The following is a 15,729-nucleotide window of genomic DNA, read 5'->3' on the forward strand; positions in this document are numbered from 1 at the left end:
AACATGTCGAAGCAGGTTCGTGACCACCTAGCCACCCTTCGCGCGGGACTACTGAACCATCCCATCTACGCGGAGGTTGCTTCCGTCGACGATCTGAGGCGATTCATGGAAGATCATGTCTTCGCGGTCTGGGATTTCATGTCGCTGCTGAAGCGGCTGCAGCAAGACCTGACGTGCACAAAAGTGCCGTGGTTCCCGGCGGAGAATGCGCGGGCCGCGCGCCTGATCAATGATATTGTGATTGGTGAGGAGACCGATGTCGATCCGGACGGCTCCTATGTCAGCCACCTGGATCTCTACCTCCGCGCCATGGCGGATGTCGGCGCAAGCACCCGCCAGTTCGACACGTTTCGCTCGCTGGCGCGAGTCGGTACGTCGGTCGAACGGAGTATGGTACGGACGGGAACACCGCCTCATGTCCGAGCTTTTGTCGCGCATACGATGACGTTAGCCCAGTCGGGGTCGACGGAAGAGGTCTTAGCGGCATTTTTCTATGGTCGCGAGGACATCATCCCCGAGATGTTCAGCAGGCTTCAGAAGACGCTCCCTGGCATCAAGCACGACAAAGATCGCTTGCGTCATTTCGTCTACTACATTGAGCGGCACATCGAGCTCGATGGCGACAGTCATGGCCCAATGGGGAGAGAACTTCTCGACGGCCTGGTCGCGGATTCGCCGCAGAGGGACGAACGCGCGCTACGGGCCGCGTGCAACAGCATCCAAGCCCGGATCGAGCTTTGGAATGGCACATTAAGCACTCTTCGAGCCACACGCGCTGCGTGAGAACCGTGTCCTAAGTGCGAGCCGCCGGACAGCCTGATAGGCGGGGTTCGGCGGCTCAAAGCGGGATCGACTCGATGTTGGCCTGCTCGTCTTCCGCACCCCGGTCTGCGAAAATCCCCTGGCACCAGCTTTACAAAGCGGCTGACGGATCAGCGATCTCTAACCGCAGGCAAGTGATCGTCTGCAGTCATTTGTGCGCACGACGATGCGTTCCGCGTGTTAATCGGCGCACAATATTGACCCCGTCTATACGAAGTTGATCAAGCACTTAGGATGCCGATCGGCGCTCGGACCCCACGCCGATTCACAGTTTGAATATTTCCGGACACCAAGGGCGGCGAGGAAATTAAGGGCGGCGAGGAAATTTTTTCGCGAATGCGCCAGCCACAGTGAGGCATGGCGCCGAGGCTGGTCTGCTAATGTCGGCAGCAAATTCCCCAAGCGTTCGCCGCTGTTCACCAGCGGCTTATTCAACCATTATTCAACGAACGTGGCTGATGGCAATCTAGGTGCCTGAGTTCGCTGGCGCTCCCTAGGGGAATTGAACCCCTGTTTCAGCCTTGAGAGGGCCGCGTCCTAACCGCTAGACGAAGGGAGCGTTGCGACGGAAGGCAATAGCCTTGAAATCCGGCCGCCGCAAGATGGCTTGTTCGCTGCGGTGGGGTTTTTGTCCCGGCATGCTTTACGGCCCTCGGGGGCCTTTTCGGGGCGGCCCTGCCGCCTCGTGACACCCGCGCCTCTCCTGCGGGCATTATGCGGGAACACCACCGCACCGTCCGGTCGCGCTTTCGACAGACCGCAAATGCAGAACACCTGCCTGTGAAGTCGCGCATCGTCGCCATCTGGTAGCATCGCAATCCCCACCAGACCGCGCCGGCAAGGCGCGAACAACAGCGAGAGGAGTGCCGGAACAAAGCGCCAGCCCTTGGCGTTCGGCAATCTGGTTCACCGACAATCTTGGCACACAGAAACGACGCGGGCCGCAGGCGATGGAAGATGTTCCGCGCCTTACACCGCACCGGTCAACAGCTTAAGCAGAGCGAGGACAGACCATGATCAAGCTAAAAATCAACGGCCAGGAACAGAATTGGGATGGCGACCCGAATCTTTCGCTGCTCTGGTATCTCCGCGACGAAGCCGGCCTGACCGGCACCAAATTCGGCTGCGGTCAGGCGCTGTGCGGCGCCTGCACTGTGATCGTCGACAAGCAGGCGGTGCGGGCCTGCATCACGTCGGTGTCCGACATGGTTGACCGCGAAGTCACCACCATCGAAGGGTTGCATCCGACCGGCGATCATCCGGTGCAGAAGGCCTGGCGTCAGGTCAATGTTCCGCAGTGCGGCTACTGCCAGGCCGGCCAGATCATGCAGGCCGCGGCTCTCCTGAACGAGAACCCAAAACCCTCGCACGACCAGATCCGCGAAGCCATGTCGGGCAACATCTGCCGCTGCGGCTGTTACCAGCGGATCGAGAATGCCGTGCATCTCGCATCGACGGGGGTGTGACATGAACATCCGCACCAATATCCCGACCAACTCTCGCAAGCTTCGTGGCTTCGAGAAGCACGTCAAGGTCGAGAGCGTCTCGCGCCGCAGCATCCTGAAAGGCCTCGGCATCGCCGGCTCTTTCGTGCTCGCCGCGCCCGTGATGTCGCGGCCGGCGTTTGCCTATGAGACCGGCGCCGGCAAGATGCCGCATGGCGTCGTGGTCGATCCGCGCGTGTTCGTCGCGATCGCGCCCGACGGCGTCGTCACCATCCTGGCGCACCGCTCCGAGATGGGAACCGGCGTCCGCACCAGCCTGCCCTTGATCGTCGCCGAGGAGATGGAAGCCGACTGGTCCCGCGTCCGTGTCCAGCAGGCACATGGCGACGAAGTCAAGTACGGCAACCAGGACACCGACGGCTCGCGCAGCACGCGGCATTATCTGATCCCGATGCGCCAGATCGGCGCCTCGGCGCGCACGATGTTGGAGGCTGCCGCGGCGAAGAAATGGGGCGTGCCGGCGACCGAGGTGAAGGCGCAGAACCACGAGGTGGTCCATGGCGCAAGCGGGCGCAAGATCGGCTTCGGCGATCTCGCCGCCGATGCCGCCAAGGAATCGGTCCCGGCCATCGAGGGGCTCAAGCTCAAGGACCCAAAGAACTTCCGCTACCTCGGCAAGGGCGAGGTCTCAATCGTCGATCTCCACGACATCACCACCGGCAAGGCGCACTACGGCGCAGATATCCGCCTGCCAGGCCTGAAATACGCCGTCATCGCGCGCCCGCCCGTCACCGGCGGCAAGCTCAAGTCGTTCGACGGCAGCGACGCGATGAAGGTCTCCGGCGTCGAGAAGGTCATGGAGGTCAAGGGCTGGCCGTGGCCGTCGAAATTCCAGCCACTCGGCGGCGTGGCCGTGATCGCGCGCAACACCGGCGCTGCGATCAAGGGCCGCGACGCGTTGAAGATCGTCTGGGACGACGGCGCCAACGGCAAATACAACTCGGTCGCCTACCGCGCCTCACTCGAAGAGGCCGCGCGAAAGCCGGGCCTCGTCGTGCGCAAGGACGGCGATGCCGATGCGGCGCTCAAGAGCGCCGACAAGGTCATCACAGGCGAATACTATCTGCCGCATCTCGCCCATGTCAGCATGGAGCCGCCGGTCGCGGTCGCCAACGTCACGGGCGACAGGGCCGAGATCTGGGCGCCGGTGCAGAGCCCGGGCGGTACCCGCGAGGATGTCGCCAAGACGCTCGGCATCCCCGAGGACAACGTAACCGTCAACGTGACGCTGCTCGGCGGCGGTTTCGGGCGCAAATCGAAATGCGATTTCGCGCTCGAGGCGGCGCTGCTGTCGAAGGAGCTCGGCGCGCCGGTCAAGGTGCAATGGACCCGCGAGGACGATGTGCATCACGACTTCCTGCACACCGTCTCGGTGGAACGGATCGAGGCCGGCCTCGACAAGAGCGGCAAGGTGATCGCGTGGCGGCACCGCAGCGTGGCACCGAGCATCGCCTCGACCTTCGCGGCCGGCGCCAATCATGAAGCGCCGTTCGAGCTCGGCATGGGCCTGATCGACAATCCGTTCGAGATCGCCAATTTGCAATGCGAGAATCCGGAAGCCGCCGCGTTCACGCGAATCGGCTGGTTCCGCTCGGTTTCCAACGTTCCGCACGCGTTCGCGGTGCAATCGATGGTCGGCGAAATCGCGCATGCGACAAACCGCGACCAGAAGGACATGCTGCTGGAGCTGATCGGGAGCCCACGGATCGTCGACCTGTCGTCGGTGAAGGATCCCTGGAACTACGGCGAGCCTTATGACAGCTACCCGATCGACACCGCGCGATTGCGCAAGGTGGTCGAGCTGGTCGCCGAGAAGGGCGAATGGGGACGGTCGTTGCCGAAGGGCCACGGCCTCGGCATCGCCGTGCATCGTTCCTTTGTCAGCTACATCGCGACCATGGTCGAGGTGGCGGTCGACGACAAGGGCAAGCTCACCGTGCCGCGGGTCGACACCGCGATCGATTGCGGAACCTATGTCAATCCGGAGCGCATCCAGTCGCAGATCGAGGGCGCTGCAATCATGGGACTGAGCCTCGCCAAGTACGGCGAGATCAGCTTCAAGGACGGCAAGGTGCAGCAGAGCAATTTCGACGATTTCCCGGTGATCCGGATCGACGAATCGCCTGTGGTCACCAACGTCTACATCGTGCCGCCGGGGCCTGACACGCCGCCGAGCGGCGTCGGCGAACCCGGCGTGCCGCCGTTTGCGCCGGCGTTGCTCAACGCGATCTTTGCCGCCACCGGAAAACGCATCCGCGCGCTTCCGATCGGCAAGCAGCTGGAGACGTGAGGGAGGTAGTAACCGCAAAGGAAATGCGTCTCCTCTCCCGCTTGCGGGGCAGGGTTAAGGTGGGGCTCTCTCCACGACTCGCATCGTGGAGAGAGCCCCACCCGGATCGCATCTGTCGATGCGATCCGACCTCCCCCGCAAAAGCGGGAGAGGTGTACCGAATTAGCGGATAAAGCGAACTCCAATCACGCACGCGGACCAGGAAGCGGCGGACTCCCCATCCGCCGCTCCCCGGTCGCAACGCCCCTTGTCCGCGCGTCGCCGTTACTTCTTGTCGAGCGCAAAGACCCAGACAACGCCGCCTTGCGGCACGTTGTTCTCGAAGCCGGCAACCTTGCCTGCCAGCGCATCCTGGATGCGCTGTGCGTCGACACCCCAACCCGACTGGATCGCGATGTATTGCGTGCCATCCACCTCATAGGACACCGGCATCGCCATGATGCCGGAATTGGTCTTTTGCTCCCACAACAGCTCGCCGGTCCTGGCATTGAAGATGCGGAAGAAGCGGTCGTTGGTGCCGCCGGCGAGAACGAGGTCGCCGGCGGTCGCGGTCACCGCGCCGAACAATTGCGAGGTCTTGTAGTCGTGCTGCCAGACCTTCTTGCCGGTCGCCGGATCCCAGGCCTGCAATTCGCCGAAATGATCGGCGCCCGAAACCGGCGTCAGCCCGATGTCTTCCGGCTTGGTGCCAAGCCAAAGCTGTCCGGGAACCAGCGGCACCTTCTCGCCGGTGAAGCCGCCGCAGAAGTTTTCGTTGGCGGGAACGTAGACGAGCTTGGTGTTCTGGCTGTAGGCCGCCGACGGCCAGTCCTTGCCGCCCCACAGCGACGGACAGAACTCGACCCGCTTGCCGATCACCGGCTTATGGTCGGGATCGAGGATCGGCCGGCCAGTCTCGGCCTCGACCCCTTTCCAGACATTGGTCTTCACGAACGGCCAGCCGGCAACGTAGTTGATGCTGTCAGGCTTTCGCTCCAGCACCCAGAAGATCGCGTCGCGTCCGGGATGGATCAGGCTCTTGAACGAACGCCCGTCGCGCTGCATGTCGACCAGCATCGGCGCGTCGACCTCATCCCAATCCCAGGAATCGTTCTGGTGATACTGGAAGAAGGTCTTGATCTTGCCGGTCTCGGGATCGAGCCCGAGCACCGAGCTGGTGTAGAGATTGTCTCCTGGATGCATCGCGCCCGGCCAAGGTGCCGCGTTGCCGGTGCCCCAATAGATCACCTTGCTGTCCGTGTCGTAGGTACCGGTCATCCAGGCCGGGCCGCCTCCCGACTTCCAGTCGTCGCCGCTCCAGCTGTCGTGGCCCGGCTCGCCCTCGCCGGGAATGGTGAAGGTGCGCCACAGTTCCTTGCCGCTGTTGGCGTCGTAGGCGACGACATAACCGCGCACGCCGAACTCGCCGCCGGAGCCGCCGACGATCACCTTGCCGTCGACCACCAGGGGCATCAGCGTCATGTACTGACCCTTCTTGTAGTCCTGGACCTTGGTGTCCCAGACGACCTTGCCGGTCTTGGCATCGAGCGCGACGACGTGATCGTCGGTGGTGGCAAGATAGAGCTTGTCCTCCCACAGGCCGACGCCGCGGCTGGTCGGATGCAACTGGAACAGATCGTCGGGAAGCTGACGCTTGTAGCGCCAGTACTCGTCGCCGGTCTTGGCGTTGAGCGCGATCACCTGTCCCATCGGGGTTGCGACGAACATCACGCCGTTGTTGACGATCGGCGGCGCCTCGTGACCCTCGAGCACGCCGGTGGAGAAGGTCCAGACCGGCTTGAGGTCCTTGACGTTCGAGGTGTTGATCTGGTCGAGCGGACTGTAACCCTGTCCGTCATAGGTCCGGCGATAGAGCATCCAGTTGCCGGCTTCAGGATTTTCGAGACGCGCCGACGTCACCGGGCTGTAGTTTTCGATCGGCCCTGCGACGGCACAAGTCGAGACGAGGCACGTGAACGCGACACAGCTCGACAATAGCAATTGCTTACTTGTCATGAGATGCTACCTCCCTGCTTTGTTTTGTTTTTTAAGTTTAGGTCGTGCAGAAATCCCGATGCGGTCTCATCCTCCCTGCTGAGCACCCACCTTCCCGATGAACGTTGCTTCGACAGTGATCGCGCCGTCGGCGACCGTCAGCGGCAGTGCCGCAAGGCGCCGCGGCGCCGGCCCGAAAACGACCTGCGCACTCTGCCGCGGGTCGTATTCGGAATTGTGACAGGGACATTTGAGGACGTTCTTGTCGCCCTGCTCCTCTTTCACCCATTCGGTGATCGGACATCCGGCGTGCGAGCAGATGACGGAGTAGCAGACGATGCCGTCGGGTGCGCGGGCGCGCGTGTCGTCGTCGAACTCGCTCGGATCGAGTTTGACGAGTACGACCTCGTTCAGGCGCGAGCCGTTGCGGATGACGGAGGTTTTCGGGTCCTTCGGCCAGGCACGCACCGGCGGACCGCCAAGCTTTAGATCATCCGCCTTGATGACGTCGCCTGCTCTGTCGCCTTCGGCGCGAACCAGCAGATCGGCTTTTTGCGGTCGCTCACTGGCGCCGGGCTGCTCATCGTCCGCGGCAGCGGGTTCGATCGCCGCAAGACAGGCGCAACCAGCAAGCGCCGTCAGCAACAGAGCGCGACGCGTCGGATCGGTGCAAGGAACCGCCGCGTTGGATTCATCGATGTGTTCGATGGAAGCGCTGAGGTTGGACTCCGACATGGCTCAAGCTGAACGTGCAACTCGGCCGAAAAGATGGCGGCGCACGTTGCCGCTGCACGAACGCAGGTGAAAAAAATACTTTGCAGCTTTGGGTTGATCGCGATGCGGCGTTCGCGATTGTTCCGGTCAGGGTTCGTTGACGAAGGTCAACCTGCCGACGGGCTTCAGCGTCTTGGCATCGAATGTGCGGATTTCGGTCGCACCGCCTATATCAAGCGTCACCACCAGCCGGTCGCCGGCTGTGCCGGTCGAGACGATGCGGGCGCCCTTCGGCAGCGCAGCAGTGGCGTCGGACACCGAGACGGGGCTTCCCTCGCTGCGATAAAGGCGGTAGCCGATGGCGATCAACACGACGGCCACCGCCAGCGCCGAGGTCAGGCCCGCGATCAGCATCATCCGCCTTACCCGCGCGATCAGCGCGGTTTGGTCGGGGGTCGGTTCGGTCACGGCAGTGTCGGTCATCACAAGGCTCTTCTTTGCAACAGGTCTCTTCGAATAACGGTCGGAAGCTGGAGGTCATCGTCGCCGGCGACGAGGGGTCGGCGCGGCTCGACCGCGTGCTGGCGCACCGCACCCCCGAGCTGTCGCGGTCCCGGCTCAAGGCGCTGATCCTGGCCGGTTCCGTGACCGTCAAGGACGCCGCCATTCGCGACCCCGCTTATCATGTCGCCATGGGCGATACGATCATAATCGACGTGCCGGAGGCGGTGGCCGCCGAGCCGCAGGGCGAGAACATCGCGCTCGATATCGTGTTCGAGGACGACGACATCATCGTCATCGACAAGCCGAAGGGCCTCGTCGTGCATCCCGCCGCCGGCCACGCCACGGGAACACTGGTCAACGCGCTGATCGCCCATTGCGGCACCAGCCTGTCCGGCATCGGCGGCGTCAAGCGGCCGGGCATCGTGCACCGGCTCGACAAGGACACCACGGGCCTCATGGTCGTCGCCAAGAACGACCAGGCCCACCAGTCGCTGACCGCGCAATTCGCCGATCACGGCCGCACCGGCCCGATGCAGCGCGGCTATATGGCGTTCGCCTGGGGCGTGCCGAACCGCCCCCACGGCACCATCGATGCGCCGATCGACCGTCATCCGCATGCCCGCGAGAAGATGGCGGTGCGCCAGGGTGGCCGCGAGGCCGTCACCCATTTCGAGCTCAAGGAAAGCTTTGCCGGCCGCGACGGCAAGCCGGTCGCTTCGCTCTTGGCCTGCCAGCTCGAGACCGGACGGACCCATCAGATCCGCGTACACCTCGCCCATATCGGCCACCCCCTGATGGGCGACAGCGTTTACGGCGCCCACTTCAAAACCAAGTCCGGGCAGCTCGGCACGGAAGGTAAGGACGCACTCACCGCGCTCGACCGGCAGGCCCTCCACGCCTATCTGCTGGCTTTGGAGCACCCCCGGACCGGGGAATTTTTGCGCTGGGAGGCACCTTTGCCGGAGGATTTGCTTCTCCTGCAACGGGCGCTGGTAGCGGCGGTATGACGCACCCCTTGCCGGAAAACGAAGCCATGACAATAGGTTATATCTGGCACACGGGGACGTGACGTCAGCAATCCTTCCCTATTTGCCCCTCCAGGGTGTATGTTGCGGTTGCGTTGAATATCCAACGCGGAACATCGCAGACCAGCCGGCTTTAACACAGCGGCCGTCTGCCGGGCCCGCCGCTATCGGGGGCCTGAACCACTGGAGGGCGCACGAATGGCCCGTACAGCTACCTTACCGGTTCTCAATGGAGAATCCGGTCTTTCAAGATACCTCGCCGAAATCCGCAAGTTCCCCATGCTGGAACCCCAGCAGGAGTACATGCTCGCCAAGCGTTGGCGCGAGCATGATGATCGCGACGCGGCGCACAAACTTGTCACCAGCCATCTCAGGCTCGTGGCCAAGATCGCCATGGGCTACCGCGGCTACGGTCTGCCGATCTCCGAGGTGGTCTCGGAAGGCAACGTCGGCCTGATGCAGGCGGTGAAGCGATTCGAACCCGAGAAGGGCTTCCGTCTCGCCACCTACGCCATGTGGTGGATCAAGGCGTCGATACAAGAGTACATCCTGCGTTCCTGGTCGCTCGTAAAGATGGGCACCACCGCGAACCAGAAGAAGCTGTTCTTCAACCTGCGCAAGGCGAAGAGCAAGATCTCCGCTCTGGAAGAGGGGGATCTCCGCCCCGACCAGGTAAAGCTGATTGCCAAGCGCCTCGGCGTGACAGATCAGGACGTGGTCGACATGAATCGCCGCCTCGGCGGTGACGCGTCGCTCAACGCCCCGATCCGCGATGACGGCGAAGCCGGCGAGTGGCAGGACTGGCTGGTCGACAACTCGCCCAACGCCGAAGCCGTGATGGCGGAGAGCGAAGAGTTCGATCATCGCCGGCAGGCGCTGAACGGCGCGATCGGTGTGCTCAACCCGCGCGAACGCCGCATCTTCGAGGCGCGTCGTCTGGCCGACGAGCCGATGACCTTGGAAGACCTCGCCGCCGAGTTCGGCGTGTCGCGCGAGCGCGTGCGGCAGATCGAGGTCCGCGCCTTCGAAAAGGTGCAGTCGGCCGTCAAGGGCACGATCGCCCGGCAGGAAGCTGCGGTGATGGAAGCCGCGCACTAACTTCGCGGACCCAGCCAACAGATACGAAAGCCGGCGGCAACGCCGGCTTTTTGTTTTTTGCAACGTCGTGCTCGACGCGCACCTTGAAATAGGGCGTACGCATAAATCCGCCTGCCGACGAATGTCCGCATTAACCTCGGGAGCGGACAAAAGAGGCGCTCTTGGCCATGTCGGCTAAGGGCCCAAAAGCGGAAATCAGAGTCTGCAGAAAGCCTCACCTAGCTTAAGGCCGCCAGAATCGCTGCCATCAGTTCGTCATCGCCATAGGGCTTCCGAAGTATTTGCGTTTCTCCAAGCTCCTCAAAATCCTCGCGATCGCCATAGCCCGTGACGAGGATCACGGCCAAGTTGGGATAATTAGTGTGGACCGCTTTCGCGAGTTCGACACCCGTCATTTCCGGCATGGCAAAATCTGCAAGAACGAGGTCTGTCGTCAGTCCGTCCATGAGCAGTCGAAGCGCTTCTTGTGCGCTGGCAGCGGGCACCGCCGTGTACCCCAAGGCCTCGAGCGCTCTAACGGTCGACCTAAGAACTGCCTGATCATCATCAACCACCAGAATACTCGGCTTTAACCTGACCCCTGGAATTTGGTCACCGTCAGGTAGTCTTCCGCCAACGTGTCGGACATCTTCGCCACAGGGCAAGAACACCGTCACCGATGTGCCTTCGCCGACACGCGTCTCAATGGCGACGCCTCCACCCGACTGCTTGGCGAAACCAACGACCTGCGCAAGTCCGAGACCCGACCCTTTTCCTGGTCCTTTAGTGGTGAAGAAGGGCTCGAAGACGTGGGGTCGTACATCATCGGGGATGCCCATGCCCGTATCTCGGACGACCAGCCCCACATACCTTCCCGGAGCCGGCTCTTCTTGGCGAGAGGGTGCCTTATCGATGATGGCATTGAACGTTTCGAGGATCAGAGTCCCTCCGGACTGCATGGAATCCCTGGCGTTGATCGCCAGATTAAGAATCACCGACTGAATTTGGGTTGAATCTACCAAGGCTGGCCAAAGGTCGGCGGCGAGATTCCTACGAAGCTGAATCGTTCCACTCAGTGAGGCGTTAAGCAGGCCGCGCATCGTCGTGATGATGCCGTTGAGATCGACCTCTCTTGGCTCAAGCCGCTGTTGACGCGAGAAGGCAAGCAATTGCGCGGTGAGAGTTGCGCCCCGCTCCGCGGCGGCGCGGATCAGCTCGATACCTTCCTGATCGTATGGATCACGCAGATTTCGCGACAACATACGCGCGTTGGTTAGCACTACGCTCAGTAGATTGTTGAAGTCGTGCGCGACGCCTGACGTAATCTGCCCGATAGCGTCGAGGCGTTGCAGTTGCTGGGCTTCAGCCTCGGCGATTTCCCGCTGCTCAATCTGAGCGCGCAACTGTCGATTGGCGTGTTCGAGCTCGCCCGTTCGTACTTCAACGCGGCGCTCAAGATTCCTTTCGATCTGTTTGCGACCGGTGATATCCAACGCCACTCCAAAAAACGAAACGGGAGTTTGTTCTTCGAAATCGGTTTGCCCCCGCGTCGCGATCCAGCGTTCCACACCGTCTGTTCTTCCGATGACTCTGTACTCGATGTCGTACACCCCATCGCCGCGAGGGTCGACGCAGCGCTGTATTGCCGTCTCCACGCGTGCGATGTCGTCCGGATGCACGCCCGCGCGCCACAACGCGTAGTCAACCGGCGCGCCAGCGGGCAGGCCCCACATGGCCCTCAACGCGTCGTCCCATTGCAGCTCGTTGGTTTGTGGATTCCACGCATAGCGGCCGAGCTTCACGAGATTGACGGCGGCCAGCAGGCGCGCCTCGCTTTCGCGCAAGCGTTTCTCGACTTGCTTGCGGTCGGCATTACTCCGCGCGATTTTTGACGCACCGATGACCCTGCCATCCGCGTTCTTTACAGGCGACACGGTGAGTGAAACATCGATCAGGCTTCCGTCTTTATGCCGGCGAATGGTTTCGTAAGTGTCGACGCGTTGGCCGCTGCGGACGCGCTCGAGAATTTTGGCTTCCTCGTCGTGGCGATCCCTTGGAATGAGGATGGTGACCGGCTTGCCGATTGCTTCTTCGGCCGTGTAGCCGAAGAGCCTCCGGGCTCCCTCGTTCCAGCTGGCGATGGTGCCATCGATGTCCTTACTGATAATTGCATCATCAGACGATTCGATGATCGAGGCGAACCGCTGCAGCGCCGAGGCGGATTGCGTAGCAGCAAGCCTAGACGGATTGCTTTCAGCCATGAGCTGATTTCCCACTTCAATGCCGCAGCAGCCGAACGAAATGCGCCATCTGCGGCGCGAGATCACCCGTCTGGCAACAACGAGTTAGCTCCCGACCGAACAGCGTATGAACCCTTAGCTAGGTGCCTGATCCCTACCTTGCCAGGGTGCCTTTGACGCCGCCGTTGCAGCCGGTGACCACTCAGCCAACCACAATTTGGAGACCGTGTATGCAAATTCCCTTCCGTTGGGCGCAGAAGGTCCGGTTCGGGTCAAACTCTACATTGTGCCGCTGGCCTGCCACGTCCGATCTGCCCCCATCTCCAGACATACCGCTGCACTGCGCCAACTGACGCGATGGGCCACAAGCAGACAACGAAACCGCCAACGATGCTGGCAGAATTTAAGGTACCGAACCACAACTTGCGGCTACTCGATGTATGAGTGCCGATAGGCGGGCAGTCAGCTTCTCGATCCACCCGTCATTCATATGCTCACTCTCGGCGTGTCGATCGAACTGATCCATGCAAGAACGTGGCTTTCTGTTATCTATGAGCAACAGATTACTCCTTGCCGCGCTGTGATAGGGACTACCATGGCGCATCACACGGCCGCGATTACTGAGTTGATTGGTACATCCAACAAGTAGACAAACCCGGATCGCTCATAAGCGAGATGAACTTGGCCACTCAATTGCTGTCCAAGGGACTCCATCATTCGGGTACCGAAACTTCGTCGTGTTGGCACTTCAACCGCGGGACCGCCGCTTTCGGTCCAAGTAAGCCGAAGGCGCTGTTTCATCTCGTCGATCGTCCACGCAACTTCTACGCGGCCGGCCGGGTTGGAAAGAGCGCCGAATTTCGTGGTATTGGTGCACAGTTCATTGAAGGTCATCGCCAGCGCAATAACTGCACCGGACGTAATTCGAATGTCAGGCCCATTGAAATGAAACCGCCTGCCGCCGGTGCTGTCATACGGATCGGTTGCTCCGCTTAAGGTATGCGTGAGACTGGCGCTCGCCCAGCTGACCTGCATGAGCAGATCGTGGGCGCGTCCTAACGCGATCAATCGGCCCTCCATGGCCTTTTGTCCGTGCTCAACACTCGTGGCTGCTCGGAAGCTTTGCGACGCAATTGCGCTCACTGTGGCAAGGGTATTCTTGACGCGATGATGGAGTTCGCCAAGGATGAGCTTCTGCAGCTTGTCGGCTGCCTCGCGCTCCTTGGCGTCTATGCCGGCTTGCGCAAGCAAGGTTTTGGCGTCTATTCCAGCTTGTTCCAGCAATAGCCGAAGGCTGTCATTCTCAGCCGTCAAAACCGCCTCATGCGCAGAGGGATGAGGCGTCTCATCCGCAGCCGCCATCGTTGCGTTTGGGACGATCTTCAACGCGCCCATACCGATCATCACTTGGAGTTGGGCAGTCATTTCCTCGACTCCCAGCGGCTTTCCAAAGAAGCGGCTGTCCGTTGGCCGCTCGGCTTCAGATGGGTTCACCTGGCCGGAAACCAGAATGATCTTGATTTCCGGCCAGCGGTCGTGGACTGCGTGGGCGAGTTTCAGACCGTCCATGCTGCCTGGCATCTGGATATCGGTAAACAACAACGAGATATCCGAGCGCGCTTCGAGAATGGAAATTGCCTCGTCAGCATTGACGGCTTCGATCGCGGTAAATCCTGCATCCTCAACAATGTCTACCGCGCGCATGCGCAACACCATTTCATCTTCGACGACCAGAACGTTGGCTGGAGAACCGTTAAAATCTGATGGCATGCGAGAGCTCCTGGAAAGGAGCCAAAAATGATCGCCCACGCCAATTGCTCAGTGACGTCAGGCTAACCTACTCCGCGGATGCAGGCGCATTTTATAGCGCGTACCGGAAACCGGATCGGCGTCTCCATCCTCACGGAGCAATATCTGCGCCAATCGCGCACAATTAAGCGGGGAGAGATAACGGTGGGGCTGGTCGCCGATCCCGCTGCGCTCGGGGATACTTCACAACAACCAAAATGATAAATGGTTCCAATGTCGCAACTTATATTTGAGCGGCCGCTGTTGACGCGCCAGGTCGCCTTTGGTCATTTGCGCCGTTTTGGCGGCCGCCCGGTCGCTTCCGGTCTACCTCCAAAGCCAGACCACCCACGAGCCGGTCTGGACGTCGCAGACGGGCCAAAAGCGGAAGTCAAGCGCACTTTCCGATCACCCAGTCGGCATTACGGGTATTGGGAAAGGCCGTTCGTTCGGAAAGTCTGTAACTAACGAGACGTACTCGTTCCGCCAAGTGTCGCTCGGATAGCTGGCCGGATCGAATTCGGCAAGAAAGGTCGGCACTCCGAAATAATTGAGGTGCCGCAAGACAGGCTCCTTGTTCAGCTTCGCTGTACCGCAGATTTGAGAGACAATGGTCCGCGCCAGATGCGCATATTGCCAGGGCGTCGCACTCGTTGATTCCAGTCCGACGGAAACGAAATAGAGGTTTGGCGCATCGAGGCCCACGACCATCGAACCGCAGCGGCGCGCGAGCTGGTCGGGACGGGTAATCTGGTTCAATCCGACCGCCTGCAGGTAGGAAAGGTCCATTTCGTAGCCCGTTCCCCAAAGTATCACGTCAGCCGCGATTGTCGTCCCGGATCGCAGCACGACCGACCTTCCCTCGATTTTCCTAATGTCATCGCGATGCCGCTCGATCCGGCCGAGATTCTCTATCAGGCGCCAGCGTCCGGGAATGAGCTGGTCCTTTTCGGTATCGAACGGAGCGTCCGGCAACAGTTCTTCCATGCCGAATTTCTGGTATCGAGCACGCAATTCCGCATCGATGACCGATCCGATTTGCGCGGCGGATTCACCGAGCATGTGTCGTTTGGCCAATTCGCGCAAGTTACTGGCGAATCTCTTTGGCTTTCGCGTCGGGACCATCCATCTCAACGAGTGGTACACCCAAACCACTTGCGATGCGCCATGTTCAAGGCTGAGGTCGACCAAGTCGAATGCCGATGCGCCGCCGCCTGCAACGATAACCCTCTTTCCCGACAGACTGGTCGGGTCGCGGAGCATTGAGGAATGCACTTCGACAACGTCGGAGCGGCTTCGCTCAACGTCAGGAATAATTGGCCTGTTGTGAACACCCGTTGCGGAGATCAGCGCTTTCGCTCTCAGCTCACCCGCCGACGTCTTGATGGTCCACCCTTCCTGTGTCGGTGTCGCATAAAGTGCCGTGGTACCGAGCCGAATGTGCTGTCCCAGATCGAACTGGTGAACCCATTGCTGGATATTGGCGAGGATGCTGGACTGATCAACCCCCGCGATTGGAAGATCGCCGAGTGTCCAATCCTCGGCTCGGTTTTGAATGTCCTGCCATGCCGGCAACTGCGCCCACAGTCCGCCGACTGTATCCTGCTTTTCCAGCAGGATAGTTTTAAGTCCCGCTTGCGTTGCATAGTACAAGGCGATTACCCCGCCGGGGCCGCCTCCAACAATGGCAACGTCAATGTGATCCGAGTCGGTCATGGGACTCCTCGATTCCGGTTGCACAAGCGTGCCAACGTTGGGATGCGCCAAGCCATGAAAACCCACCGCACCGT

Annotated in this window: 11 protein-coding genes and 1 tRNA gene; 5 read left to right on the forward strand and 7 right to left on the reverse strand. The window is 61.1% G+C overall.

Annotated features, from left to right (window positions below; genetic code table 11):
• The first annotated feature begins 3 nt into the window (after positions 1–3).
• A complete protein-coding gene (locus tag ACP2YO_RS39860) occupies positions 4–783 on the forward strand; it encodes a DUF3050 domain-containing protein (RefSeq protein WP_426436671.1) in 780 nt (259 codons plus the stop codon).
• Positions 784–1,306: 523 nt separating this feature from the next.
• On the opposite strand, the gene ACP2YO_RS39865 is transcribed toward ACP2YO_RS39860, so the two are convergent.
• Positions 1,307–1,381: transfer RNA gene (locus ACP2YO_RS39865), tRNA-Glu, on the reverse strand.
• A 454-nt stretch (positions 1,382–1,835) separates the two neighbouring features.
• On the opposite strand from ACP2YO_RS39865, the gene ACP2YO_RS39870 reads away from it, so the two are divergent.
• Entirely contained in the window at positions 1,836–2,288 is a 453-nt protein-coding gene (locus ACP2YO_RS39870) for a (2Fe-2S)-binding protein (RefSeq protein ID WP_426436672.1), read from the forward strand.
• 1 nt (position 2,289) lies between these two features.
• Positions 2,290–4,617, forward strand: a complete 2,328-nt coding sequence (locus ACP2YO_RS39875; RefSeq protein WP_426436673.1) for a molybdopterin cofactor-binding domain-containing protein — start codon at positions 2,290–2,292, stop codon at positions 4,615–4,617.
• 264 nt (positions 4,618–4,881) lie between these two features.
• On the opposite strand, the gene ACP2YO_RS39880 is transcribed toward ACP2YO_RS39875, so the two are convergent.
• The 3 genes from ACP2YO_RS39880 to ACP2YO_RS39890 all read right to left on the reverse strand — a co-directional run bounded on the left by ACP2YO_RS39880 (position 4,882) and on the right by ACP2YO_RS39890 (position 7,788).
• A complete protein-coding gene (locus ACP2YO_RS39880; protein ID WP_426436674.1) occupies positions 4,882–6,612 on the reverse strand; it encodes a methanol/ethanol family PQQ-dependent dehydrogenase in 1,731 nt (576 codons plus the stop codon).
• A 66-nt stretch (positions 6,613–6,678) separates the two neighbouring features.
• A complete protein-coding gene (locus tag ACP2YO_RS39885) occupies positions 6,679–7,326 on the reverse strand; it encodes a ubiquinol-cytochrome c reductase iron-sulfur subunit (RefSeq protein WP_426436675.1) in 648 nt (215 codons plus the stop codon).
• Positions 7,327–7,452: 126 nt separating this feature from the next.
• Positions 7,453–7,788 carry a hypothetical protein gene (locus ACP2YO_RS39890; protein ID WP_426436676.1) on the reverse strand — a complete coding sequence of 112 codons (336 nt, stop codon included), beginning with the start codon at positions 7,786–7,788 and terminating at the stop codon, positions 7,453–7,455.
• Positions 7,789–7,835: 47 nt separating this feature from the next.
• Between ACP2YO_RS39890 and ACP2YO_RS39895 the strand changes: the two genes are divergently transcribed.
• Positions 7,836–8,816 (forward strand): RluA family pseudouridine synthase, encoded by a 981-nt coding sequence (locus ACP2YO_RS39895; protein WP_426443434.1) that lies wholly within the window; start codon positions 7,836–7,838, stop codon positions 8,814–8,816.
• A gap of 216 nt (positions 8,817–9,032) precedes the next feature.
• A complete protein-coding gene (rpoH, locus tag ACP2YO_RS39900) occupies positions 9,033–9,932 on the forward strand; it encodes an RNA polymerase sigma factor RpoH (RefSeq protein WP_426436677.1) in 900 nt (299 codons plus the stop codon).
• Positions 9,933–10,150: 218 nt separating this feature from the next.
• Here the strand turns inward: rpoH and ACP2YO_RS39905 are convergent, their stop codons facing one another.
• The 3 genes from ACP2YO_RS39905 to ACP2YO_RS39915 form a co-directional block, all read right to left on the reverse strand.
• Positions 10,151–12,172, reverse strand: a complete 2,022-nt coding sequence (locus ACP2YO_RS39905) for a PAS domain S-box protein (RefSeq protein ID WP_426436678.1) — start codon at positions 12,170–12,172, stop codon at positions 10,151–10,153.
• A 582-nt stretch (positions 12,173–12,754) separates the two neighbouring features.
• A complete protein-coding gene (locus ACP2YO_RS39910) occupies positions 12,755–13,921 on the reverse strand; it encodes a sensor histidine kinase (RefSeq protein WP_426436679.1) in 1,167 nt (388 codons plus the stop codon).
• Positions 13,922–14,347: 426 nt separating this feature from the next.
• Positions 14,348–15,655, reverse strand: a complete 1,308-nt coding sequence (locus ACP2YO_RS39915; RefSeq protein ID WP_426436680.1) for an NAD(P)-binding domain-containing protein — start codon at positions 15,653–15,655, stop codon at positions 14,348–14,350.
• Positions 15,656–15,729: the final 74 nt, after the last annotated feature.

It is taken from the genome of Bradyrhizobium genosp. P, from assembly GCF_049949265.1.
In the GTDB taxonomy this organism is placed as follows: Bacteria; Pseudomonadota; Alphaproteobacteria; order Rhizobiales; family Xanthobacteraceae; genus Bradyrhizobium.